The 25,178-nt window shown below is 66.3% G+C and carries 20 protein-coding genes; 8 read left to right on the plus strand and 12 right to left on the minus strand.

Annotated features, from left to right (window positions below; all coding sequences use genetic code 11):
- Positions 1-377: 377 nt before the first annotated feature.
- Positions 378-6,146, plus strand: coding sequence for a negative regulator of septation ring formation (locus I6F24_RS29765; RefSeq protein WP_036030232.1), 5,769 nt, complete (start codon positions 378-380; stop codon positions 6,144-6,146).
- 143 nt (positions 6,147-6,289) lie between these two features.
- On the opposite strand, the gene I6F24_RS29770 is transcribed toward I6F24_RS29765, so the two are convergent.
- Genes I6F24_RS29770 through I6F24_RS29780 form a run of 3 tightly spaced genes read right to left on the minus strand, consistent with a single transcriptional unit; the run spans position 6,290 to position 9,103 of the window.
- Positions 6,290-7,156, minus strand: coding sequence for an MlaD family protein (locus I6F24_RS29770; protein ID WP_036015558.1), 867 nt, complete (start codon positions 7,154-7,156; stop codon positions 6,290-6,292).
- Positions 7,157-7,184: 28 nt separating this feature from the next.
- Positions 7,185-7,967, minus strand: coding sequence for an ABC transporter ATP-binding protein (locus I6F24_RS29775; RefSeq protein WP_036015555.1), 783 nt, complete (start codon positions 7,965-7,967; stop codon positions 7,185-7,187).
- 2 nt (positions 7,968-7,969) lie between these two features.
- Positions 7,970-9,103 (minus strand): ABC transporter permease, encoded by a 1,134-nt coding sequence (locus I6F24_RS29780; protein ID WP_036030239.1) that lies wholly within the window; start codon positions 9,101-9,103, stop codon positions 7,970-7,972.
- Positions 9,104-9,234: 131 nt separating this feature from the next.
- On the opposite strand from I6F24_RS29780, the gene dgcA reads away from it, so the two are divergent.
- Positions 9,235-10,230, plus strand: coding sequence for an N-acetyl-D-Glu racemase DgcA (gene dgcA / locus I6F24_RS29785; protein WP_036030241.1), 996 nt, complete (start codon positions 9,235-9,237; stop codon positions 10,228-10,230).
- On the opposite strand, the gene I6F24_RS29790 is transcribed toward dgcA, so the two are convergent.
- Positions 10,200-11,396, minus strand: coding sequence for an MFS transporter (locus I6F24_RS29790; protein WP_225150658.1), 1,197 nt, complete (start codon positions 11,394-11,396; stop codon positions 10,200-10,202). The genes dgcA and I6F24_RS29790 overlap by 31 nt on opposite strands.
- 75 nt (positions 11,397-11,471) lie before the next feature.
- Here I6F24_RS29790 and I6F24_RS29795 point away from each other — a divergent pair, with 75 nt between their 5' ends.
- Together I6F24_RS29795 and I6F24_RS29800 are read left to right on the plus strand one after the other, a co-directional pair.
- Positions 11,472-12,896, plus strand: coding sequence for a hypothetical protein (locus I6F24_RS29795; RefSeq protein WP_225150655.1), 1,425 nt, complete (start codon positions 11,472-11,474; stop codon positions 12,894-12,896).
- A gap of 126 nt (positions 12,897-13,022) precedes the next feature.
- The gene (locus I6F24_RS29800) at positions 13,023-13,376 is read left to right on the plus strand and encodes an ADP-ribosylation/crystallin J1 (protein ID WP_225150654.1); all 354 of its coding nucleotides are present in this window, start codon (positions 13,023-13,025) and stop codon (positions 13,374-13,376) included.
- 11 nt (positions 13,377-13,387) lie between these two features.
- Here I6F24_RS29800 and I6F24_RS29805 read toward each other — a convergent pair whose 3' ends face one another.
- The 3 genes from I6F24_RS29805 to I6F24_RS29815 are packed head-to-tail and all read right to left on the minus strand — an operon-like array spanning position 13,388 to position 14,798.
- Positions 13,388-13,747 carry a hypothetical protein gene (locus I6F24_RS29805; RefSeq protein ID WP_036015565.1) on the minus strand — a complete coding sequence of 120 codons (360 nt, stop codon included), beginning with the start codon at positions 13,745-13,747 and terminating at the stop codon, positions 13,388-13,390.
- Positions 13,748-13,783: 36 nt separating this feature from the next.
- On the minus strand, positions 13,784-14,347 hold the full coding sequence (locus I6F24_RS29810; RefSeq protein WP_225150651.1) for an AAA family ATPase: 564 nt from the start codon (positions 14,345-14,347) through the stop codon (positions 13,784-13,786).
- A gap of 7 nt (positions 14,348-14,354) precedes the next feature.
- Positions 14,355-14,798 (minus strand): RbsD/FucU domain-containing protein, encoded by a 444-nt coding sequence (locus I6F24_RS29815; protein ID WP_225150649.1) that lies wholly within the window; start codon positions 14,796-14,798, stop codon positions 14,355-14,357.
- A 165-nt stretch (positions 14,799-14,963) separates the two neighbouring features.
- On the opposite strand from I6F24_RS29815, the gene I6F24_RS29820 reads away from it, so the two are divergent.
- Positions 14,964-16,775, plus strand: a complete 1,812-nt coding sequence (locus I6F24_RS29820; protein WP_225129391.1) for a caspase family protein — start codon at positions 14,964-14,966, stop codon at positions 16,773-16,775.
- Between the two features lie 187 nt (positions 16,776-16,962).
- Here I6F24_RS29820 and I6F24_RS29825 read toward each other — a convergent pair whose 3' ends face one another.
- The 4 genes from I6F24_RS29825 to thiD all read right to left on the minus strand — a co-directional run bounded on the left by I6F24_RS29825 (position 16,963) and on the right by thiD (position 20,870).
- Positions 16,963-17,946 (minus strand): threonine/serine dehydratase, encoded by a 984-nt coding sequence (locus tag I6F24_RS29825; protein ID WP_225114178.1) that lies wholly within the window; start codon positions 17,944-17,946, stop codon positions 16,963-16,965.
- 63 nt (positions 17,947-18,009) lie between these two features.
- Complete coding sequence (locus I6F24_RS29830) at positions 18,010-19,053, minus strand: glycosyltransferase family 1 protein (RefSeq protein ID WP_225150647.1); 1,044 nt, start codon at positions 19,051-19,053, stop codon at positions 18,010-18,012.
- Positions 19,054-19,066: 13 nt separating this feature from the next.
- Entirely contained in the window at positions 19,067-19,879 is an 813-nt protein-coding gene (locus I6F24_RS29835; protein WP_109143147.1) for a UDP-2,3-diacylglucosamine diphosphatase, read from the minus strand.
- Positions 19,880-20,069: 190 nt separating this feature from the next.
- The gene (thiD, locus tag I6F24_RS29840) at positions 20,070-20,870 is read right to left on the minus strand and encodes a bifunctional hydroxymethylpyrimidine kinase/phosphomethylpyrimidine kinase (protein WP_036030282.1); all 801 of its coding nucleotides are present in this window, start codon (positions 20,868-20,870) and stop codon (positions 20,070-20,072) included.
- Between the two features lie 320 nt (positions 20,871-21,190).
- Here thiD and I6F24_RS29845 point away from each other — a divergent pair, with 320 nt between their 5' ends.
- Positions 21,191-23,170 carry a PAS domain-containing sensor histidine kinase gene (locus tag I6F24_RS29845; protein ID WP_225150645.1) on the plus strand — a complete coding sequence of 660 codons (1,980 nt, stop codon included), beginning with the start codon at positions 21,191-21,193 and terminating at the stop codon, positions 23,168-23,170.
- 102 nt (positions 23,171-23,272) lie between these two features.
- Positions 23,273-23,518, plus strand: a complete 246-nt coding sequence (locus tag I6F24_RS29850; protein ID WP_018642903.1) for an Lrp/AsnC family transcriptional regulator — start codon at positions 23,273-23,275, stop codon at positions 23,516-23,518.
- A gap of 137 nt (positions 23,519-23,655) precedes the next feature.
- Here the strand turns inward: I6F24_RS29850 and I6F24_RS29855 are convergent, their stop codons facing one another.
- Complete coding sequence (locus I6F24_RS29855; RefSeq protein WP_036015538.1) at positions 23,656-24,579, minus strand: cytochrome c; 924 nt, start codon at positions 24,577-24,579, stop codon at positions 23,656-23,658.
- A 147-nt stretch (positions 24,580-24,726) separates the two neighbouring features.
- On the opposite strand from I6F24_RS29855, the gene I6F24_RS29860 reads away from it, so the two are divergent.
- Positions 24,727-25,146: a CHRD domain-containing protein gene (locus I6F24_RS29860; RefSeq protein ID WP_036015536.1), complete on the plus strand. Its 420-nt coding sequence runs from the start codon at positions 24,727-24,729 to the stop codon at positions 25,144-25,146.
- Positions 25,147-25,178 lie beyond the last annotated feature (32 nt).

Raw genomic sequence — 25,178 nt, forward strand, 5'->3', positions numbered from 1 at the left:
CGCGACGGCCGCCGGTCCGGCGGTCAGATTCCCCTCACCCAAGCATGGAAATGGTTAACGAAATGTTTGGGGGATTTGACGCAGATCCGCCGGCTTATTGACGAAAAGTTGCCGCAATTGGCCGAGTCCGGTTGAGAATTGCGTTGATTGCTAAGGCGTTACGGCGCGATCCTGTTAACGATGATTAAGAATGTCTTAATCGCGGGCATTTCATTCGCGACGCTCTGCCAATAGGATGTTGCAGAAATTGGCGGACAAGCCGTCCGGGTGGGGACGGCTCGGAGATCCGCGCAAGCGGCATGATCCGGTCTGTGGGCTTGCGTCGCGCGCAGGGCTCGCGGGGGGACGCGTACAAGTAACGAGGGCTCGGACTGAACATGGCGAACACTCCGAAAAAGGTCAAAGACCCTACAGAAGTTGCGCTTTCTGCAATCCAGGAAGCTCTGAACATCAGCGACACCGCGGCCGATACCAGCCGCAACGCCGCAATGCGCAACGAAACGGCGCCCCCGGTGCCGCCGGCCGCGCCTCCGGTCTTCGACGAGCCGAGCTTCGAGCCGCGCCCCGCCGCCAACGAGCGCTCGACCGTGTTCGACCCGGTCGAGGAGCCGCGCACTGCGCGCCGCGCCGCCAACGACGATCGCGAGACCATCGGCCAGCTGCTCCAGGCGCTGCAGAAGGGCCGCCCTGCCCGCAGCGTCTACACCTTCGCCACCATCTTCGCCGGCATCTGGCTCGCCGCCTGCGCTGCGCTGACCTTCGGCTTCCTGCCCTCGATCCAGGCCGCCATGGGCCAGAGCGGCGGCGTGCTGGTGATCGCCGGCCTCGTCGCGATGTTCTTCGCGCCGGTCATGCTGTTCTACTTCCTCGCGAGCCTCGTCTGGCGCGGCCAGGAAATGCGCATGATCGCGCAGGCGATGGCGCAGGTCGCGATCCGCTTCTCCGAGCCGGAAGGCTCGGCCTCCGATTCCATGGTCACCGTGGGCCAGGCCATCCGCCGCGAGGTCGCGGCGATGGGCGACGGCATCGAGCGTGCGATCGCGCGCGCCGGTGAGCTCGAGACGCTGGTCGCCAATGAGGTCGCCGCGCTCGAACGCGCCTATTCCGACAACGAGGTGCGCATCCGCGCTTTGCTCCAGGACATCGCGCATCAGCGCGACAACCTGGTCGGCCAGGCCGAGCAGGTTCGCAGCGCCATTTCCGGCGTGCAGATCGACCTGCGCCACGACATCGCGCTGATCTCGGACGCGATCGCCTCCCGCGTCGACGAGGTGGCCAAGTCGATCACCGGCGCTCTGGAAGAGCGCGGCGCCCACATCACCCAGGCGCTGAGCAATGCCGGCGACAACATGATCCTGGCGCTCGGCGAGCGCGGCGGCGACCTGCTCGACCGTCTCGAGGAGGCCAGCAACGAGACCACGCGCGCCGTGCTCGACGCCAGCGAGCGGCTGACCACCAGCCTCAATTTCAAGACCGGCCATGTCCACGACGAGTTCGTCGACCTCGCCGACCGCGTCCACGAGATGCTGAACGAGCGCATCGACCGCATCACCGGCGAGTTCGAGCAGCGTTCCGCCGCGATCGTCGACGGCATCTCCGAGCGTACCGAGCAGGTGCACGATTCCTTGAAGAACTCGTCGGACTCGCTGCTGCTCGAGCTCGAGCTGCGGTCCAACGACATCTCCGCCAAGATCGACGACGCCGGCAATCGCCTCGCCGGCCAGATCATGACGAGCGGTGACAAGGCCAGCGAGGCGCTCGACGCCACCGTCAACGCCCTGGTCGCCAAGGTCGTCAGCCAGACCGAGACCGCGCACGATTCGCTGTCGCTGCAGATGAGCGCGTTCGACGAGCTGGTGAGGAACCAGGGCACCGAGCTGGTCGAGAAGTTCGCCCGCGATTCCGGCACGCTGGGCGCGCTGATCACCCGCCACATCTCCGAGTTCGACCGCACCGTGAAGACCTTCGGCGGCGAGATCGTCGAGCGCATGGGCCAGCGCACGCAGGACATCGCCGAGACGCTGAAGACCTATGTCGACGATTTCGACACCCGCTTCACGTCGAACGGCGGCCAGATCACGGCGGTGCTCGACCAGCGCCTCGTGCAGTTCGAGACCACGATCGGCGAACGCGTCGGCAATATCGACGCCTCGCTGAACGGCAAGATCGCCAGCCTCGACGGCACCATCCAAGGCCACATCAGGACCTTCGACGAGCAGCTCGTCGGCCGCGTCGCCGCGCTCGAGCTGTCGTTCGACAGCCGCGCGAAGTCGATGACCGAGACCATCGACGGACGCATCAACACGCTGGCGACGTCGCTGAGCGACGGTGCCGCGCAGGCGATCCAGTCTATCGACTCCCGCCTCACCTACCTCACGACGTCGCTGACCGGCGGGGCGTCGCAGGCCATCGAAACAATCGATGCACGGCTCAATCACCTCACGAGCTCGCTTACCGACGGTGCCTCGCAGGCCATTGAAACCATCGATGCGCGCCTCAACCACCTCACGAGCTCGCTGACCGACGGTGCATCGCAGACCATCCAGTCGATCGACACCCGCCTGACCCACCTCACGACCACACTCACGGGTGGCGCGACGCAGGCGCTCGAATCCATCGACTCCCGCCTCACCTACCTGACCACCGCCGTGACCAACGGCGCATCGCAGGCCGTGCAGTCGATCGACACGCGCCTGACGCTGCTGACCTCGACGCTCACCGACGGCACCGCGCAGGCGATCGAGGCGGTCGACCGCCGCATCACCGGCGTCACCGAGATCATCGACGGCCGCAGCACGCATCTGACCGACACGGTCACGGCACGCTTCCAGGAGATCCAGCAAGCCATCGAGACCAAGGTCGGCTCGGTCGCCAGCGACATCGACGTGCGCGTGGCTCAGTTCGAGGATCTGCTCGGCTCCCGCGTCGAGGCCGTGGCCGGCCGCATCGAAAGCAGCGGACGCCAGGCCAGCGAGGACATGATGTCCCGCGCCGAGATGATCTCGACCGCGATCCGCTCGCATGTCGAGGACGCCGAGCGCTCGCTCACCAACCTCGTCGTCAACACCAGCGAGACCATCCAGACCGGCGCGCGCACCGCCCAGCAGTCGCTGCTGACGGTCTCCTCCGATGTCAACGCCCAGCTCAAGATGACCTCGGCCGAGGTCGAGCAGGCGCTGACCGCAGTCGGCACCGGTGCGGCGAACTCGATCCTGACCAGCGCGCGCGAAGCGCAGTCGACGCTGGTCGCGGCCTCGGGCGAAGCCTCCACCCAGATCAAGGGGCTCGCGGCCGACGTCGAGCGCACGCTGTCGGCGGCGGGCTCCGCCACCGCGGCCTCGATCCTGGCCGGCGCCCGCGAGGTGCAGACCACCCTCGTCACCGCGTCCTCGGATGCGGCGAGCCAGGTCAAGACGCTCACCGCCGACGTGCAGCGCTCGCTGTCGATGGCCGGCACCGCCACGGCGGAGTCGATCACCGCCGGCGCCCGCGATGCGCAGAGCACGCTGATCGCAGCCTCGACCGAGACCGCAAACCAGATCAAGGCGCTGTCCTCGGACGTGCAGCGCTCGCTGACGATGGCGGGCACCTCGACGGCCGAGACCATCATGAGCGGCGCCCGCGAGGCCCAGAGCACGCTGGTGACGGCGTCCTCGGACGCGGCGAGCCAGGTCAAGTCGCTCGCAGCCGAAGTGCATCGCTCGCTCTCGCAGGTCGGCCAGACCACCGCCGAGACGATCACCACCAGCGCCCGCGACGCCCAGAGCACCCTTCTTGCTGTCTCCGCAGAACAAACCAGCCAGGTCCGTTCGCTTGCGGCCGAGATGCAGCGCGCGCTGGCGACCGCCGGCGGCGCCACCATCGAGGCGCTCACCAGCGGCGTGCGCGAGGCCCAGGGCACGCTGATCTCCGCCTCGACCGATGCGGCGGGCCAGATCAAGTCGCTGACGACGGACATCGAGCGCACGCTGACCGCGGTCGGCGCCGACACCGCCTCGACCATCCTCAACAGCGCGCGTGAAGCCCAGATCTCGCTGACCTCGACCTCGGCCGACGCCGCGAGCCAGATCCGCACGATCTCGACCGAGATCGAGCGTACGCTGAGCGCGGCCGCCGCCAACGCGACCAACGATATCCAGACCAGCGCGCTCAACGCCCAGAACGCGCTGATCTCCGCCTCCAACGAGGCGAGCTCGCGCGTCAAGTCGAGCTCGGCCGACGTCGAGCGCTCGGTGCTCGCCGCCAGCTCCAGCTTCGGTCAGGCCATGACCGGCAAGACCGACGAGATCGTCACCTACGTGCAGCAGCAGGCCGACCGCCTGTCGAACATGATCGACGCCAAGCGCGGCGCACTGGTCGACGCGATTGGCTCCAAGACCAGCCAGCTCACGCTCGACATCGACCGCGTCACCTCCGACGCGCTGAAGTCGATCGAGACGCGCGGCCAGGCCTTCTCGCAGACCATGATGGGCAACGGCTCGGAAGTCGCCCGCACCATCAACGCGGCGAGCGAGGTCGCCACCAGCGCCGTCGGCAAGTCGCTCAAGGACCTCGAGCAGGCCTCGCGTTCCGCGATCGACCAGTCGCGCCAGGTCTCGATCGCGGCCGTGACGGAGATGCAGGAGACCAGCAAGATCCTGCGCACCGACACGGTCGCCCTGTTCGAGCGCCTGCGCGAAGGCAACATCCTGCTCCAGGAGGTGCTGACCGGTGCGCACGACAACCTCAACTCGCTCGAGCGGGCGCTGGTGACCCGCGTCGCCGACTTCGTCTCGGCGATGAACGACGTCACCTCGCGCAACGGCGCGGCGACGCAGAACCTGGAAGAGCAGCTCAACGTCTTCAACAGCAAGACCACGAAGGCGCTGCAGGATCTCGGCGAGCTGTCGACCCAGTTCGACAAGCATGGCCAGGCGCTGGTCGAGGCCGCGCAGGTCGTCGAGCAGAGCAACAAGAACACCACTGCCTCGCTCGCCGAACGCAAGCAGGCACTGGAATCGCTCGTCACCACGATCGACCTGCGCACGGCCGATCTCGACCAGCGGCTGTCGCGCTTCACCGGCCTGCTCGATGAATCGCTTGCCGCGGCCGAAGAGCGCGCCCGCGACATCGCCCGCGTCGTCGCCGAGACCGCCGGCGCCGGCTCGGCCGCGATCACCCGCCAGTTCGAGGCGGTGCGCGCGGCGTCTGAAGAGGAGCACCGGCAGACCATCGAGGCCATGCACGACATCTACCGCCAGACCACGGACGAGGCGGATACGATGTTCAAGCAGTCGACCGAGAAGTTCACCAACCTCGTCGCCAGCATGAAGCAGATGGCTTTGGAGATGCACAACGAGCTCGAAGCCACCCGCAACGAGCTGCGCCGCGGCGTACTCGAGATGCCGCAGGAGGCCGCCGAGAGCACGGCGCAGATGCGCAAGGTGATCGTCGACCAGATCGAGGCGCTCGCCGAGCTCAACCGCATCGTGGCCCAGCACGGCCGCGGGCTCGACGTCACCACGGCGGGCCGCGCCAGCGTGCAACGCCAGGAAGAGCCGGTGCTGGCCGCCGTCGGCGGCCGGGCTCCCGAGACCCGCATGCGCGACATCGGCAGCGCCTCGACGCTGCCGCCGCCGGACCTCGGCATGCCGGCCGGGCGCCGCACCGAAGCGCCGCCGGTCGCGCCCGGTGGCAACGACCAGGGCCGTGACGGCTGGCTGTCGGACCTGCTCAACCGCACCGACGCCAATCAGGGCGCACCGGCCGGTCAGGCTCCGCGTGGCCGCGCGGCACCCGCGCCGCAGCCGCAGGCGCCGCAGGCAAGCAGCAATCCGCTGGAATCGCTGTCGCTCGACATCGGCCGGCTGATGGACCGCAACCTCGCCGCCGAGATGTGGGACCGCTACCAGCGCGGCGAGAACAAGGCCTTCACCAAGCGCCTGTACACGCCCGCCGGCCAGAAGGCCTTCGACGAGGTCGCCCGCAAGTACCGCGCCGACCGCAACTTCAAGGGCACGGTCGACCGCTACGTCGCCGAGTTCGAGCGCCTGCTCGACGAAGTCGCCCGCGACGGCCGCGGCCCGCAGGAGCTGCGCAGCCACCTGATCTCGGAAACGGGCCTGGTCTACACCCTGCTCGCGCACGCGGCGGGCCGGCTGGGGTGAGCGGAAGCTCGCCAATGGCGAATTGCGAATAGCGAATGAAAACGGAGCCCTCGCGGGCTCCGTTTTTGTTTGGGATCGATCCGTGAGGAAGGCTGTATACGCTACTCGCTATTCGCCACTCCCCATTCGCGCTTTCCTACCGCCTACCGCCTCGGCGCTGCCGCAGGCTTCGGCGGCTCGGGCGGCGGGGCGGGCTGCGACGAGTTGCTGGCGCCGAACAGGACGCGGGTCGGGTTGCGGTCGAAATTGTTCACGGCGCGGCTAATGTCGCCGAGGGTGCGGCGGCCGTCGGCCATCAGAGCGCCCGAGCGCTTGTCGAAATCTTCGGCTAGCTCGCGGATCGACTTCACCGCCTGGAACAGCTCGCCGCCGTCCTTGCCGCCGGCCAGCGTGTTGAGGCCGAGCATGAGATTGTCGGCCTTGAGCATGACGCCATCGACCTTGGCCATCACGGCGTCGATCTTTTCGGAATTGCGCGCCAGCGAGTTGGTAAAGGTCTCGAGGTTCTTCAGCGAGTTCTTCACCGATTCCTGATTGTCGGCGACGATCTTGTTGACGTTCTGCAGCGTGGCGCGGATCGCCTCGGTGACATCCTGGAGCTTGTTGGGGTCGGCCGTGAGCGTCGGGATGCCGTCCTGGTCGAGCGGCGGAGCTGGCGCGGCCTCCTCGCCGCCCTTCAGCGAGATCGCCGCAACGCCGGTGAGACCCTGGAATTCGAGGCCGACCAGGGTGTCCTTGCGGATCGGGGCGTTGTTCTCGATCATGGCGAGTGCGACAACCCGCCGCGGGTTGTCCAGCTTCACCGAGACCACCTCGCCCACCCTGATACCGTTGAAATTGACGCTGCCGCCGTTGCGCAGGCCCGCCGCCGGGCCCTCGAACACGACGCGCAAGGGGCTGCGCTGCTTGGTGGTGTGCAGCGACTGAAACCACAGCACGAAGCCGATCGCGGCGGCGATCACCGCCAGCGTGAACGAGCCGATCAAAATGTAGTTCGCCCGCGTTTCCATCAGGTGCTCCGGCTACTCAACCCAGCTCTCAACCCATGACCGCGCGGGCGCGCTTGCCATGAAAATACTGCCTCAGCCAGGGATGCTGCGAGGCCTGCATGTCGGCGATCGACCCTGCCGCAATGATCTTACCGTTCCCTAAAACGGCGATGCGGTCACATGCTGTGTATAGGCTGTCGAGGTCGTGGGTTACCATGAAAACCGTCAGCCCCAAAGTGCGCTGCAGGGTCCGAACCAGCTCGTCGAAGTCGCCCGCGCCGATCGGATCGAGGCCGGAGGTCGGCTCGTCCAGAAAGACGAGGTCGGGATCGAGCGACAACGCACGCGCCAGCGCCACGCGCTTGATCATGCCGCCGGAGAGCTCGGACGGGAAACGCTCGGCGACCTCGGGCTTGAGGCCGACCATCGTGAGCTTGGCCATGGTGATCTCGTCCATCAGCCGCTGCGAGACGCGCAAATATTCGCGCATCGGAAACTGGATGTTCTGCCGCACGGTCAGCGAGGAGAACAGCGCGCCCTGCTGGAACAGGACGCCCCAGCGCCGCTCGACATTGCGCCGCTGCGACGCGCTCGATGAATCGAGGTCAACGCCGAACACTTCGATGGAGCCCGCGACCTTCGGCACGAGGCCGATGATGGTGCGCGTCAGCACCGACTTGCCCGCGCCCGAGGGGCCGACAAATCCCAAAATCTCGCCGCGCTTGACGTCGAGGTTGAGCCCGTCCAGCACGCGCGTTGAGCCAAACTGCACGGTGATGCCGCGGACGCGGATGATCGGGTCCTGGATCTCGCTTTGAGTTTCTCTTGCCATCGTCACATCCCGATCGAGGCGAAGAAGATGGCGAAGATGCCGTCCATGACGATGACGAAGAAGATGCCCTTCACCACCGACGCGGTGGTGTGCTGACCCAGCGATTCCGCGCTGCCCTGCACGGCGAGCCCTTCGACGCAGGCGACGATGCCGATCACGGCGGCCATCACCGGCGCCTTGACGATGCCGACGATGAAATGGTCGATCGAGATGGCGTCGCGCAGGCGCAGCAGGAAGGCCTCGGGCTGGACGCCGCCATAGAGCCAGGCCACCAGACCGCCGCCATAGAGCGCGGCCATGGCGCCGAGGAATGCGAGGATCGGCAGCGCCAGCACCAGCGCCATCATGCGCGGCAGCACCAGGACCTCGATCGGATCGAACCCCATGGTGCGCAGCGCGTCGATCTCCTCGCGCATCTTCATCGAGCCGAGCTCGGCGGTGTAGGCGCTGCCCGAACGGCCCGCGACCATGATCGCGACCAGGAGCACGCCGATCTCGCGCAGCACCAGCACGCCGAGCATGTCGACGACGAAGATGTCGGCGCCGAAGCGGCGGAAATGGAAGATGCCCTGCTGCGCGATGATGCAGCCGATCAGGAAGGTGATCAGCACGATGATCGGCACCGCGCGCCAGCAGACCTGCTCCATGTGATGCACGGTCGAGGTCAGGCGGAACGAGCGCGGATGAATCAGGACGCGAAACCACGCCGCGAGCACGGCCCCCAGCATGTCGACGAGGCCTGCCACCGTGCCGGCGACGCCGGCCACGGTCCGGCCGATCTGCTCCAGCATCCCGGAGATGGTGATCGGGTCGCTGTCGACCACGGCCGCCCCCCTGACCCGCCGCACCTCGTCCACGAGGCTGGAATAATTGGCGGAGAGCCCCGCGATCTGCGCCTCGACGGCCCCCTGGGTCAGGCTGCGGCGCAGCCGCTCGATCAGCCAGGCACCGAACGTGTCGAGCTTGGCGACCTCGGAGACGTCGATGAAGATGCTTTGCGGGGTGCCTGCGAGCTTCTCGGCGTCCGCCACCATGCGCTCCAGGACCGGCGCAAAGCTCGCGGTCCAGGTGCCGGTGGCGCACAGTGCCAGCGCGTTGCCCTTGGCAATCCGTTCCAGCTTCGGATCGCCACTCATGTCCGCTCCCGCGCCGGGGCGGAGAAAATCAGATGGTTGCGCACGCGCCCTTACCCAGAGAAGGTATCCCCAAGGGGTTAATGTTAGTTGCTAGAGGTAACTAGCAGGTTCAGATTTCGCCAGAGTTCAAAATGACTTCCATGAAATTTGCAGCTTTGGCGGCGCGAATCGAGCGCTTCCCGATCGCCGGCAGTTTTACCATCAGTCGGGGCGCCAAAACCGAGGCCGTCACGGTCGTGGCGGAGGTCAGCCGGGGCGGCCTGACCGGCCGCGGCGAATGCGTGCCCTATCCCCGCTACGGCGAGACGCCGGAGGCGACGCTGGCCGCGATCCAGGCCATGCAGGAGGCCGTCGCGGGCGGGCTGACGCGAGAGACCCTGCAGGCCGCAATGCCATCAGGTGCGGCCCGCAACGCCTTGGATTGCGCCCTGATCGACCTCGAGGCCAAGGCGGCGGGCTTGCGCGCCTGGAACCTGCTGGGCCGCCCGGCCCCGGAAGAGCGCACCACGGCTTACACGATCTCGTTAGCGACCCCCGAGGTCATGGCCGCCGCGACCGCCAAAGCGGCGCACCGTCCGCTGCTCAAGATCAAGCTCGGCGGCGACGGCGATCCGGAGCGCATCGCGGCCGTGCGCAAGGCCGCCCCTGAGGCCGAGCTGATCGTCGATGCCAACGAGGCATGGACCGAGGCCGATCTGGAGGCCAATCTCGCCGCCTGCGCCGCTTCGGGCGTCACCCTGGTGGAGCAGCCGCTGCCGGCAGGCCGCGACGAAGCGCTGGCGCGCATCAAGCGCCCCCTCGCCGTCTGCGCCGACGAGAGCGTGCATGACCGCTCTTCGCTTGCGCCCTTGCGCGAACGCTACGACGCCGTGAACATCAAGCTCGACAAGACGGGCGGCCTCACCGAGGCGCTGGCCATGGCCGATGCTGCCCGGGCGCTCGGCTTCGAGATCATGATCGGCTGCATGGTCGCGAGCTCGCTGTCGATGGCGCCGGCGATGCTGGTGACGCCGCAGGCGCGCTTCGTCGATCTCGACGGCCCCTTGCTGCTGGCGCGCGACCGCGACCACGGCCTGCGTTATGACGGCAGCCTGGTCTACCCGCCGGATGTTTCGCTCTGGGGCTGAGCCGTGAGGCGATGCCGCGCCGACCAGATCAGAATGGCGCCGGCAGCGGCCATCGCGGCCATGACGTAATAGACATTGTCGCCGATGCGGGCGTAGATCGCGCCTGATGCGATCGACGTCGCCGCCCCCAGGAGCCCGTTGCAGGCGGCGTAATAGCCCTGCCCGCGCGCGATCTGATGCGAAGGCACGCGCTGCACCAAAAGGTTCATGGTGCCGACGATGGTCAGGCCGAAGCTGAAGCCGTGGCCGAGCTGGGCGATCGCGAGCAGCACGAGCGGCGGCTCGCTCGCGGTGACGATCCAGCGCAGCACGGCGATCACGCCGCCGAAGGCTATCAGCGTGGACGGCTGCAGCGAGAAGCGCGGCGACAGCGCGAACACGACGATCTCTGCCATGATGCCCAGCGTCCACAGCACCGCGATGGTCAGCCCGCTGATGCCTTGGAGCTGCCAGTTGATGGCCGAGAAGGTGTAGAAGGCTATGTGACTGCTCTGGATCAGCGCCGCCGACGCGATCACGGCCCAGAAGGCTGCATCGCGCAGCAGCGGCTTGCCGGCATGCCGCTCCGGCGTCCTCCGCCTGAGATCGTCGAGCGGCTGCAGCAGCAGGCTGGCGAGAACCGCGACGACGGCCCAGGCGACGATGACCCAGATCAGGTCGCGCGGAGCGACGACGTCGACGAGATAGCCGCAGGCGAGCGAGCCGGCGGCAAACGCCGCCGACCCCCACAGCCGCAGGGGTCCGTAATCGAGCCCGTAGCGGGCGACACCGCGCAACGCATAGGCATCGGTCAGCGGCATCGTCGGCGTCCACACCATGCAGGTCAGCGCATAGATCAGGAACAGCGCCAGCGGCTGCTGCTGCAGGCCGACCATCGTAAATCCGATCGCGGTGGCCAGCGCCGACACCATGATGGCGGCGCGAATGGCCTGCCGCTTTTCGGCAAAAGCGGTCACTTGCGGCAGCGTGGTGAAGCGCGTGATCGCCGGCAGCGCAGCGATGATGCCGATCCAGACAGCGTCAATGCCGATCGCCTTCAGCCAGACCGGGAAGAACGGCACATGCGTGCCCAGGACCGCAAAGAAGGCCGAATAGAACACGGCGAGGCTCACGGCGAATCGCCGCTTCGTCGCTGCCGCGATGGGGATTTGTGATTCGGACTGCATCAAACCAATTGCGATTCGGTCGATATCGTGGTGATCGTTACAGTAACGCGCACTGATTTGCGCGACGAGATTGTCATGGCCAACGAAGCATTCGCCCTCTCGCCCATGTCTGCCCGCGCGGCCGCGCCGAACGAGCAGGATTACGACGCGATCCGCGAAGCCTTCATGGAGACCGCGCGCGGCCGCTGGTTCCTCGGCGAATATGCCAAGCGCAACCGCAATGCCGACACTCGCATGGTGCTGGATGCGGTCGCCAAAATCGAGGAAACCCTTGCGGCACAGCGGCAACCGGTGGTCGAGGACCGCTTGCCCGAGGCGCTGGTCGAGATCCGCCGCGCCATCCGCGAGGCCGAGACGATCGCGCTCGCCGCGTTCGATCCCGGCGCGATCGAGGCGAGTCTCGCGCCGATCCCGCGCGGGGTACGCATCATCAAGGAGATCTCCTGGCGCTGGCGCGAGATCGGCGCCGACGGGCGAATCTGCGACCTCATTGATTCGCAGCTGGCCTCGATCGAGGCCGCCTGCGGGCAGATCTCGACCCTCGATCCCCGGATCGAGCTCAACGCTGCGTTCGATCTGCTGAAGGATCGAGTCGAGCAGCTCGACGGCGACGCAACGCCGCAGGCCGCGCCTGCTCCGGCGCAGGAGGCGCCGTCATCAGTCGCAGAAGCCTCGCCCGTCGAGTCGGCGGCGATGGCGGGCGATGCATCCGTGGCTTTTACGGAGACACGCGAAGAGATCGCGGCAGCTCCGGAACTCGATGCGGCCGTCGAAGCAGCGGCCGTCGCTGAAACCTCTGCCATGGCCGAGCAGGCCATGGACGCGGCTGCCGCACAGGGGATCGCGGCCGAAAGCCAGATCCCTTCCGAAAGCGCGGCGCTCGAAAACGGCGCGCCTAATGATGCCGAGCTCGAAGCCGTCGCGTTTGAAGAGCCGGCCGCTCAGCCGGAGGTCTTGACGGAAGCAAGCGAGGAGTTCTCGCTCGACGCCGCAGCCGAGGCCGAGGACGAAGCCATCCTCGAGGCCATCGCGATGGAGATGGCCGCGCCCGATCCCGAGTTTGACGAGATCATCGAGCCGGTGGAGATGGCAGCCGCGACGCCGGAGCCGGCGCTCTCGGATGTCGTGGCGCCTATTGCCACCGAACAGCCGGAGCCGGTCGCAGCCGAGCCTGTCCTCGCAGCCATCGCCGAAGAGCCCGCCGCGGACGCGCCGATCGCGCTGGACTCGCTCGCGCGCCTCACCGACGCCATCGCGGAAGCCGCCGCCGAAGTGATGGAGCAGCAGGCACCGGCCATGGCGGCCGCAGCATCAATGGCGGCAGCCCCGGCCGCGACGCTGCCGATGCCCTCGCCCCTGCCCGCGTCCATGTCCGACGCCTCGCTCGGCGCCACCATCCTCGCCAGCGGCATCTTGCAAAAACCCCGCGCACCGGCCAACGACCCGCTCGCCCCGATCCGCCGCATGACCCAGGCCGAGAAGATCGCGTTCTTTTCGTAAGGGGCGCGCACTCCCCCCACACCGTCATTGCGAGCGCAGCGAAGCGATCCAGGCTGTCTCCGCGGAGGATTCTGGATTGCTTCGCTGCGCTCGCAACGACGACGGTCGATCTTGGACCTCACGCCCATGTCCCCCACCGAAGATACCCTCACTCTCTGGCGGCCCGTCGGTCCAAAAGAGCTGGAGTTGATCCAGCAATCCGGCATGGGCGCGTTTCCGCCGCGCCTGCCCGACCAGCCGATCTTCTATCCGGTGCTGACCGAAGACTACGCCATCAAGATCGCGCGGGACTGGAATGTCCCGGCGAGCGGATCGGGCTTCGTGACCCGTTTTGCAGTCAAGCGCAGCTTCATCGAAAAATACGATGCGCAGGAAGCGGGCGGACGCTCACATCTGGAGTATTGGATTCCGGCCGAGGACCTCGATGCGTTCAATGCCGCAATCGTCAGCTTGATCGAGGTCGTCCGCAGCTTTCCCTGACTGTCAGCGCCTCACCCGCAATTCCAGATCGGACCGATCGGCGTGCGCGTCCAGCACGGGCCATAGCTGCCGCCGTTGTAGCGGCCGCCGTTGAATCCGGGGCGGCCGAAATAGTGCCACTCGCCGTCCCAGCGATAATATTGTGGAACCGGGTCGATGTACCAATGGCGCCGGTCGGCGCGCGACAGGCGGCGCATGGCGTCTTTCTGCTTGTAGAGCGGGATGCTGTTGCTGAGCGGCTGCCGATAGCCCGGCAGAAAGCCGTAGCCCTTCCAGACCGGCTTGGGGCGCTTTTGCACGGGCTCGGCCGGTGCCACAGCCGGCAGCAGCGACAGGACGACAGCAACGAAGAGACACAGAAGGCGAGACATGAATCGACGATAGACAGGCGGATGCGAGAAGGCCACTCAAATTCGAGTGCGAGGCGTTTCGTCCCAGCAAACGCCAGTAAGACGACTAGCCGATCTTGTGCGCACATGCGCTTCAACGCCGTCCAGGACATGATCGAGCGAACTCTCGGCCGTATCGAGCACCAAGTGCTCCCGATCCCACGGCTCGTAAGTCAGGCTCACGACGTCATCCCAGGTTGGGACCCTGTGACCGTCAATGTCAGGCAGCCGGTTTTCCACGCGCTGCCGGTGTAACGCCGGTTCGCTGCAAATCACTTCAATCTCGACGATGCCTGCGCCGGTTCGCAAGGTAGTCTGCCGCCATCCGGCGCGGCTTGCCAGCACGGGATTGACGCAGTCCGCGATGACGATGCGCCCGAGCTTGAGGTTTTCGGCGGCGAGCGTGTTGGCAACGGCATAGCCGGCTGCGCCGACGATGAAACCTGCGTCCCGCAATGGCTGCTCGATCGCATCGATACGAAGATAGGTTGCCGCCAGCCTGGCGGTGAGTTCGCGAGCGATCGTCGTCTTACCGGTACCTGGAAGGCCGCCGAACACGATCAGTGAGGATGGATGCTTCATGATATTCCTAACCGATCACGCCCTTCCTGATCAGGAAGCAGCCATAGCCCCTGCTGTCACCGACCTGCACGACGCCAAAGCCTGCCGCTGCCGCGCGATAGAAATCGGGACGCGCGAGCTTGCCGGGCGTGACCGGCCGGCCAGCCGCACGTGCGATCTCCGCGAGCACGGCGCGCTGCACCTCGGGCACGCGGTCGGGATCGTCGACCGGCATCATCACACGCACCGGATCGGGATCGAAATCGTCGAGCGGATAGACCGACATGATGGCCCGGATGGCAGTTTCCATCGTCATGCCCGGCAATTGGATCAGGCGCTGCGACGAGGTGCTCTGCGCGATCCGGGCGGCGGGGTGATTGGCGTCGACGAACACGAGGTCGTCGCCATGGCCCATCGCGGCGAGCAGCCAGAGCAAATCGGGGGTGAGGATCGGATCGATCGATTTCAACATGTGGCGGACGTCCTCCCAACCGATCGCTAACCATAACAGGTTCCGAGCGTGATTCAGATCACGGAGGCCAGCATGGTGACAGGGATCACGGACCGCAAGGGTCGAACGCGGCCAAGCTTGCGCGCAACCAATCTCGCATCGAGATGAGTGCCAAAGGAGCACGCCATGTTCCGCCTAAAGCCCTTTTTCATGACGGCGAGCCTGCTGGGAAGCCTGTTCGGCTTCGCCTGCGGGCCCGTTTCCGCGCAAGTCGCCCCCGTGCAGCCTGCCCCCACCGCGCTGCAAGGCCCGGAGCAGCGGGTGGCGCTGGTGATCGGCAATGCCAACTACCAGAACGCGCCGCAGCTTGCGAATCCCGACGATGACGCCCAGTCGATGGCGCAGTTCCTGAACTCCGCCGGGTTCGAAGTGGTCGCCGCGACCGACTTGACCCAGAACGACATGCTCCGCGTCGTCCAGGACTTCTCCGCCAAGGTCGCCTCGCGCGGTCCGAACACGGTGGCGATGGTCTATTACGCCGGTCACGGCGTGCAGCTCGCCGGCGAGAACTATCTCGTTCCGGTCGACGCCAAGGTTTCCAGCCCGACCGAGCTGGTCAACAATTCGCTGCGCCTCGTCGACGTGATGTCGACGCTGGAGACGATCCCGAGCCGCATGCGCATCGTCATCCTCGATGCCTGCCGCAACAACCCTTTCCCTGAAATCAACGACGCCGGCCGTGGCCTTGCCATCGTCGATGCTCCGAACGGCTCGATCGTCGGCTACTCGACCGCGCCAGGTGCCGAGGCGCTCGACGGCACCAATGGCCACAGCCCGTACACACAGGCGTTCCTGAACGTCGCGCGCGAGCCCAACGTGCCGATCGAGCAGCTGTTCAAGCGCGTGCGCCTGCAGGTCAACCAGACCACCAGCGGCGCGCAGATTCCGTGGGAGAGCTCGTCATTGACGAGCGACTTCACCTTCTTCGGTGACACCGCCGTTGCCGCCAACCGCGCGCCGGTGAAGGCGCCGGTCGTGCAGATGGCCTCCAACCTGCCGAGCCGCTCCACCCGCCAGGCCTATGACTACGTCGTGTCCGAGGGCCGGCCGGAGTACTATCAGGAGTTCATCCGGATGTACCCGCACGACCCGCTGTGCGACCACATCCGCTGGCTGCTCAACAACATCCTGATCTCGCAGGCCTGGCACAAGGCGGTGCTCGCCAACTCGCCGCTCGCCTACAAGAGCTTCTATGACAGCTACGGCAACAGCCCCTATGCGCAGGTCGCGCTGAAGCTGCAGACGCAGCCGAAGCAGATCCCCCTGATGCAGGCGACCAAGTTCCTGGCGCCGCAGACCATTGCTCCGACGATCAAGATCGGCAATCTCGGCCAGCCCAAATACATGCCGCTGATGCAGCAGGGCAATGGCGCGCAGGTGAACGGCAATCTGCCGGTCGTGCAGAAGCCGCTCGACGGCAATGTCGTCGGCAAGCTCGGCAATGGCGGACAGATCGTCACCCTGCCTGCGGGCAACAACCAGCCGAACCCGCAGAACGGCACGCCGCCGCAGACCCCGAGCAAGATCGTCACGCTGCCTGCGCCGACCAATACGGTCAACGGCAAGGTCGGCATCGGCAAGATCGTGACCCTGCCTGCGACCAGCACCATGCCGAATGGCGGCACCATCAAGCCGGGCAAGATCGTGACCATGCCGGTGAATGTCGGCAAGGGTGGCCCGAACATCGAGTCGAAGCCGGTCAACGTGCAGACTCCGAACCGCCCGATCCGGCTCAACAACGGCAACACCGGCATCGTCAAGCTCAACAATAACCCGGTGAATAAGGTGCAGGTGCAGACCAACGTGCAGAACACCCGCCCGCAGATCAACACGATGCCGAGCCGCATGGTCAGCAGCAACAACAACTTCCGGCAGTCGATGAACCAAGCGCCGAGCATGAACAATGGCGGCAACCGTCGCGGCGGCTTCACGCGCTGATTGCGGCGAGCGAGACGACAGAGGGGCAGAGCGGAAACGCTCTGCCCCTTCTTCATGTCTGTTCTTGGTCATTCCGGGATGCGCCGTAAGGCGCAGGCCCGGAATCCATACTCCCGATCGTGGTTATGGATTCTCAGATGCGCAATTGCGCATCATAGCTCTCGCTGCGCGAGCCCCGGAATGACGATCAGGCCACCAGCTCCGCGAACAGTTCCGCATCGACATTGCCGCCTGACAGCACGATGACGACGTTCTTGCCGGCCACATCAAGGCGGCCCGCGAGTAGCGCAGCAAGCCCCACCGCGCCGCCGGGCTCCACCACCAGCTTCAGCTCGCGATAGGCAAAGGCGACCGCCGCGCCGACTTCCTTGTCCGACGCCGTGACGCCGCGCGCCAAGAGCTTGCTGTTGATAGCAAACGTCATCTCGCCCGGCATCAGGGCCATCAGCGCATCGCAGATGGTGCGGCCGGCCGGCGGATGCGGCTCGCGATGGCCTGCGCTGAGTGAAATGCCGTGATCGTCGAAGGCCTCGGGCTCGGCGACCACGATCTCGGCTTGCGGATAGCGCGCCTTCACGGCGGTCGCGACACCCGCGATCAAGCCGCCGCCGGAGGCCGGCGCCACCACGATGTCGGGGCCGAGCCCGAGCGTTGCCATGTCCTCGGCGATCTCGCGGCCGGCGGTGCCCTGCCCTGCGATCACGAACGGATCGTCGTAGGGTTTGACCAGCGTCGCGCCGCGCTTCTCGGCAATGCCGCGCGAGATCGCCTCGCGGTCGTCCTTGTCGCGGTCGTACAGCACGACCTCGGCGCCGTAGGATTTGGTGCGCTCGCGCTTCGACAGCGGGGCGTCCGCTGGCATCACGATGGTGGCCTGCATGTCGAGGATCTTTGCCGCCGCCGCCACGCCTTGGGCGTGGTTGCCGGAGGAGAACGCGACGACGCCGCCGGCGCGCTTGTCCTGCGGGATCGAGAACACCTTGTTGAACGCACCGCGGAACTTGAACGAGCCGGTGCGCTGAAGCATCTCCGGCTTCAGGAACACTTTCGCACCGACGCGCTCGTTGAGCACGGGGAAGGACAACAGCGGGGTGCGGATGGCGTAAGGCGCGATCACACGCGCTGCGGCATCGATGTCGGCAGGGCCGACCGGAAGGGCCTGTTCGGTCATGGCGGAATGTTATCGCGGCCGCTCAGGCCCGGGCAAGACACCTCCGCGAGAGGATTTCTTGCCTCAAGCCACGAAACGCGGCTGTTCCGCGCCGGTCCGGCCGGGCAGCACCGCCCCGACCGCCAAAATGCTGTCGATAAAGACCGTTGCCGAGGCCTCCCAGGTGTAGTTGGCGGCGAACGCGACGCAGTCCTGCCGGGAGATATCGAGCGCCGCGAAGCAGGCATTGCGCAGATCGTGATCGAGCGCGCCGACCGGCGCATCGCCAATCACGTCGCGGGGACCCTTCACGGGGAAGGCCGCGACCGGCAGGCCGCTCGCGAGCGCCTCCAGCAGGACTAGGCCGAAGGTGTCGGTCTTGCTCGGGAACACGAACACGTCGGCGGCCGCGTAGATATCCGCCAGTTCCTCGCCGTGCTTCTCGCCGAGGAAGATCGCATCGGGGTAGACCTCTTCCAGCGAGGCGCGCGCCGGGCCGTCGCCGACGACCACCTTGGTGCCGGGTAGGTCGAGGTCGAGGAACGCCTCGAGATTCTTCTCGACTGCGACGCGGCCGACCGACAGGAACACGGGTGCCGGCAGGCAGAGATCGATGACGCGCGGGTGGAACAGCGTGGTGTCCACGCCGCGCGGCCACAGCACGACATTGTCGAAGCCGCGCTCGGTCAGTTCGCGCGCGAGCGCCGGCGTCGCCGCCATCACGGCGCGGCTGGCGCTGTGGAAGCGCCGCAGCGCCCGCCAGATCAGCGAGCCCGGCACTGGCACGCGGGCGCGGACATATTCGGGAAAGCGGGTATGGAAGCTGGTCGTGAACGGCAGCTTGCGCTGGCGGCAATAGCGGCGGACCATCAGGCCGATCGGCCCTTCGGTCGCGATGTGGATGCTGTCGGGACGCGCCTCCTCGATCAGCCTTGCGATCCGGGCCGGGCGCGGCATGGCGAGGCGCACGTCGCGATAGCTCGGCATCGCGAAGGTGCGGAACGATTGCGGCGTCAGGAACGTGAACTCGACGCCGAGCGCTTTTGCAGCGTCAGAGAGCTTGGTCAGCGTCCGAACCACACCGTTGACTTGCGGGTGCCAGGCGTCGGTCGCGACCAGGATGCGCATCAAGTGGTCCTTGTTATGCAGCTCTGGCTGCGACCTGTGGCACCTGCTCCGGCTTCCGCAACTGATCCGCCCAGGTGATGATCTCGAAATGGCCGTCGTCATGCTCGACCAGGGCGGTGCAGCTCTCCACCCAGTCGCCGCAATTCATGTAGCGGATGCCGGCCTCGTCGCGGATCACGGCGTAGTGGATGTGGCCGCAGATCACGCCGTCGGCCTGGTGACGCCGCGCCTCGGCGGCGAGCGCCTGCTCGAAGGCGCCGATATAGTTGACGGCGTTCTTGACCTTCTGCTTGGCCCATTGCGACAGCGACCAATAGGGCACGCCGAACAGGCGGCGGAAGAAGTTGACCAGGCGGTTCATCTGGATCGCGAAGTCGTAGGCCTTGTCTCCGAGATGGGCGAGCCAGCGCGCGTTCTGCACCACGAGATCGAAGATGTCGCCGTGAATGACGAGATAGCGCTTGCCGTCGGCGCCGGTGTGAACCGTGTTCTCGACCACGTCGATGCCGCCGAAATGCGTGCCGTAATAGTTGCGCAGGAACTCGTCGTGATTGCCAGGAATGTAGATGACCTTGGCGCCCTTGCGCGCCTTGCGCAAAAGCTTCTGGACCAGATCATTATGCGATTGTGGCCAGTGCCAGCTCGATTTCAGCGCCCAGCCGTCGACGATGTCGCCGACGAGATAGATCGTATCGGCATCATGGTAGCGCAGGAAGTCGAGCAGAAGATCGGCTTGTGAACCGCGGGCCCCGAGATGGACGTCGGAGATGAACAACGTGCGAAAGCGCCGCTCCGGGCTCTCGTCACTCACATCGTAACTTCCCATGCGCCAGCCTGTAACAATGTCCCGTGACAGGGGGATGACCGATTGAACCCTTGAGGCACCTTCAAATACGAATCACGCCTTGCCTCGCCCTCCCCGCGAATATCAGTCGCATGCGACAATCAGGCGACATGGCGCCGCAGGGTGGGGGCGCTCCCTCCCCCGCTTGCGGGGGAGGCGAAGCAAGCCCGCCTCAGTAGAACTTGTGGAAATGATGGATCGGCCCATGGCCGTGGCCGACGCTGAAGCGGTCGGCGGCGGCGATCGCGGCGCTGATCCAGGCCTTGGCGTTGCGCACGGCGGCCTCGAGGTCCTCGCCCCTGGCCAGCCCTGCCGCGATGGCGGAGGACAGCGAGCAGCCGGTGCCATGGGTGTTGCGGGTGGCCACACGCGGCGCGGCGAGCGCGATCGCGGTCTCGGCAGTGACGAGATAGTCGGTGCTCTCGGCGCCCTCGCCGTGCCCGCCCTTGATCAGGACGGCGCGGCAGCCCAGCGCCAGCAGGCGGCGTCCTTGGCTTTCGATCTCGGCCTCGCTCGCCGCCACCGGCGCATCGAGCAGGGCCGCAGCCTCCGGCAGGTTCGGCGTGATCACGGCAGCCAGCGGCATCAGCCTGGTGCGCAGGGCGTCGACGGCTTCAGTGGCGAGCAGGCGGTCGCCGGAGGTCGCCACCATGACGGGATCGAGCACGACATGCCGCGGCGCCCAGCGCGAAAGCGCGGCCGCGATGGCATCGATGCTGGCGGCCTGGGCCACCATGCCGATCTTCACCGCACCGATGTCGAGGTCGGAGAACACCGCGTCGATCTGCTCGGTGACGAACCCGGCCGGCACCGCGTGAATGCCGGTCACGCCGCGCGTGTTCTGCGCCGTCAGCGCCGTGATCACGGAGGCGCCATAGACGCCGAGCGCGGCAAAGGTCTTCAGGTCCGCCTGGATGCCGGCGCCGCCGCTCGAATCGGAACCGGCGATGGTGAGTGCGACCGGGGTCGTCATCGCGGGAGACATGTGCTTGAGGAGGCCGCCATGGCCTCTCGTAGCGCGACCGTGGAACGTCAGCAAGCGCGCCGGGCCGCCGCCAGGCGTGATTCGCGAACCGATTGCGCGCCTTGCGAATCAGTCGGACACCGCGCGGACCAAGGCCCGCAATGATGCGGGCTTGAAAATGCAACGGCGCCGGACCCTTGCTATAGTCGCGTACCTTAGCGTGCTTCGCCGGTTACGCGAGACGTCAGGTGGTGGAACCGTCCAGCGCCCCCATGTTGCGGGCCGCCGGCCCTGCAAGCCACCTGAACAAGACTCCTTGGGGTGGAACGATGTGGGCCTTCTTCGAACGTCTCCTCGACTCGTCCATGCTGTCGCCGCACGGCATCTGCCTGTTGTGGGAGCCTCAGCTGATCTGGCTTCACGTCGTTTCCGACGCCAGCATTGCCGCTGCCTATTTCTCGATCCCGTTCGCCCTCGCTATCCTCGTCACCAAGCGGCGCGACCTCAAGTTCGGCTGGGTCTACTGGGCGTTCGCGATCTTCATCATGGCGTGCGGCCTGACCCACGTGCTGTCGATCTATACGCTCTGGGTTCCGATCTACGGCATCGAGGGCATGCTCAAGGCCGCCACGGCGGTCGCGTCGGTCTTCACCGCCGCCGCGCTCTGGCCGCTGCTGCCGAAGATCCTCACGATCCCCTCGCCGTTCGAGCTGCGACAGGTCCAGGCCGCGCTCGAGGAGGAGGAAATCAAGAGCCGCGACGCCACGCTGCTGCTGCAGCAGGTCCGCGACGCCCAGCGCGCGATGCGCGAGAGCGTGGCGCGCCTCACCGCGATCGTCGAGACCGCGGTCGACGGCGTCATCCTGCTCGATGCGCAGGACCGCATCCTGCTGTTCAATCCGGCCTGCGAGCGCTTGTTCGGCTACCGTGCCGACGAGGTGATGAACCGCAACGTCGGCATGCTGATGCCCGAGGCGGATGCAGCATCCGAGCGCCAGGCGCGGCATTTCGCGACCGGCGGCGAGGCCGTCGGCCTGCGCAAGGACGGCACGACGTTTCCGATGGAGCTGTCGGTCGGCCAGGCGCGGCAGGACGGCGAATTGATCTTCGTCGGCATCGTCCACGACCTCACCGCGCGCAAGCTGACCGAGCAGCAGCTTCAGCAGGCGCAGAAGATGGAGACGGTCGGTCAGCTCTCCGGCGGCATCGCGCATGACTTCAACAATCTGCTGACCGTCATCATCGGCAATGCCGAGCACCTGAGCGAGCAGCTAAAGGCGAGGCCCGACCTCGGGCGCTTTGCCGACGACATCTGCCAATCGGGCGAACGGGGTGCCGAGCTGACGCAGCGCCTGCTCGCCTTCAGCCGCCGCCAATTGCTGCGGCCTCAGACGATCGATTGCCGGAGCCTGCTCGATTCCATGTTCAAGCTGCTCAAGCGCACCTTGCGCGAAGACATCGAGATCAGGACGACCTCCGGGCCCGGCACGATCCTGGCCTTTGCCGACCGCGCCCAGCTCGAATCCGCCGTGCTCAATCTCGCGCTCAACGCGCAGGATGCCATGCCATCGGGAGGCCACCTCACGCTGGCCACGGAGCTGATCACGATCGAGGATGATGACGGTGCCGTTCACCGGGAGGTCGCACCCGGCAGCTACGTCCTGATCGCGGTTACCGATGACGGCGAAGGCATGACGCCCGAGGTCGCCGCACGCGCGTTCGAGCCGTTCTTCACCACCAAGGAGGTCGGCAAGGGCTCGGGCCTCGGCCTCAGCATGGTCTATGGCTTTGCCAAGCAATCAGGCGGCCATGTCTCGATCTACAGCGAGGCTGGCCTTGGGACCACGGCCAGGATCTACCTGCCGCGCGCGAGCACCGGTAGGTCGCAAGCCGATCTTCCCGACGGCGAGGACACGGCGCCGCGAGGCTACGAGACGATCCTGATCGTCGAGGACGATCCGTTCGTCCGCTCCTCCGTCATTCGCAGGGTGGAAGCGCTCGGATATCGCGTCGTCGCCGCGGTCAACGGCAAGGATGCCTTGCAGCAGCTGCAGGGCGATCCCGGCATCGACTTGCTGTTCACCGATATCGTGATGCCGGGCGGCATGAGCGGCTGGGAGCTCGCCGATCAGGCGCGGCGGGTGCGTCCCGGCCTGCCGGTCCTGTTCACCTCGGGCTACGCGCTGGAGACCTTGGTCGAGCAGGGCCGCGCGCAGGCGCGAGCGGTCGTGCTGACCAAGCCCTACCGCAAGGTCGAGCTCGCCCAGCGCCTGAGGGATGCATTGGCCGCCGCAGTGGTCCCATCCTAGCATCGCGCCCGAATGCACCTCGGATGATCCAGCAAGTTCGCTTGCTAAATCCAGCCGGTTTTGGCCTATTAGCCGGAAGAATACGCTTTCGGAGTGCCCGCGATGGTTCCTTTTTTCGTTCAGATCAAGTGCAAGCTCGGCCAGTCCTATACGGTGGCCAATGCGCTTGCCGAAGCCGAGATCGCCTCCGAGATCTACTCCACGGCCGGCCAATACGACCTCCTGGTGAAGTTCTACGTCGACAAGGACACCGACATCGGCCACTTCGTGAATGAGAAGGTGCAGGTGCTGCCGGGCATCCAGGACACTCTCACCATCATCACCTTCAAGGCGTTCGGCACCGGCTAAAGCATGATCCGGAAAAGTGCGAAGCGGTTTTCCGGAAAGATCATGCGTAAACAACAACCTAAAGCGCGATGATGATTCATCCCAATCTCATCGCGCTTTAGATCACGCGCAAAACAACGGCCGAAGCGCCGGCAGCGCTAGCCGCCCTCCTTGCGCTTGGGCGGTGTCGGTCCCTGCACCGGCGGCAGCGACTTCAGATAGGCGGCCATCGCGGCGCGGTCTTCCGCGGTAAGTTGCGCCAGATTCTTGATCACCGCCCGCATCGCGCCCGAAGCGCTGTCGCCCTCGGGCAGGTCGCCGGTCTCGAGAAAATCCGCGATATCCTTCTCGCTCCAGTTGCCGATGCCCTGCTGCGTGATGTTGGGCACCCAGCCCTCCCCTTCGGGATTGGGCCCACCGGCAAAGCGCTGGCTGGCGATGATGCCGCCGAGCGCATTGCGCGGGCTGTGGCATTCGGCGCAATGGCCGAAAGCGTTCACGAGATAGGCTCCGCGATTCCATTGCGGCGAGCGCGCGGCGTCCGCGACGAACGGCGCGGTGTCCATGAACAGCAGCTTCCAGATGCCGACATTGCGGCGGATGTTGAACGGAAACGGCAGCGCGTGGTCGCCCACTGTGCCGGACACCGACGGAAGCGTCTTCAGATAGGCAAAGAGATCGCGGACGTCGTCGACACTGGCCAGATGATAGGACGTGTAGGGAAAGGCGGGGAAATAGTGCGTGCCCGTGGGCGAGATGCCGCGCATCACGGCGTTGACGAAATCGGCCTCGCTCCAGCGGCCGATCCCGTAGGCGGGATCGGGGGAAATATTGGGGACGTAGAACGTCCCGAACGGCGAGCCCAGCGCCAGCCCGCCGCCGAGCCGCAGGCGATCGGGCTGATTGGGGGTGGCATGACAGGACGAGCAGCCGCCGGCGTTGAACAGCTCCTGCCCGTTGGCGAGATCGGGGTTGCGTGTCGGCGCCGGCAAGGCCAGCACGGCCGGGGCGGTCAACCACCAATAGAGTGCGAACGCCGCGGCGGCGGCGATCAGGGCGGCAAGGAGCGTTCGTCGCAACATTCGATCATTCCATCGTGAACGCGCGAACTTAAGGGTCATGCCGCGCTCGATCCAACCACGAATATTTTAGACGGCCCGGATGTAATGCCGGAATAAACCGCATGACGCACTGTTTGAAAAGCAATCAGGCGTCAACAGGAGAAAGCCATGACCAAAGCCGTTTTTGCCACACTGGTACTCGGAGCCGCCGTTGCGTTCGCCGCCCCGGCCAGCGCGGAGAAACTGAAGGCGACGCTGGACGGCAAATCCGAAGTCCCCGCCAACACCAGCAGCGCGACCGGAACGGCCGATCTGGACTACGACGCTGCCAGCAAGAAGCTGTCCTGGACCGTCACCTATTCCGGCCTCTCGGGCCCCGCCACCGCCGCGCATTTCCACGGGCCTGCCGAAGCCGGCAAGAACGCCGGCGTCGCGGTCCCGATCCCGAATGCAGCCTCGAGCCCGGTCAAGGGCGAAGCCACGCTCACCGACGCGCAGGCCGCCGATCTGCTCGGCGGCAAGTACTACATCAACATCCATACCGCGGCGAACCCGGCCGGCGAGATCCGCGGTCAGGTGACGAAGTAAAGCGAAAACGCGGGCTTCGTCGCGGAAAGGCC

The sequence above is a fragment of the Bradyrhizobium sp. BRP23 genome, assembly GCF_020194135.1.
GTDB classification, from domain to species: Bacteria; Pseudomonadota; Alphaproteobacteria; order Rhizobiales; family Xanthobacteraceae; genus Bradyrhizobium; species Bradyrhizobium yuanmingense.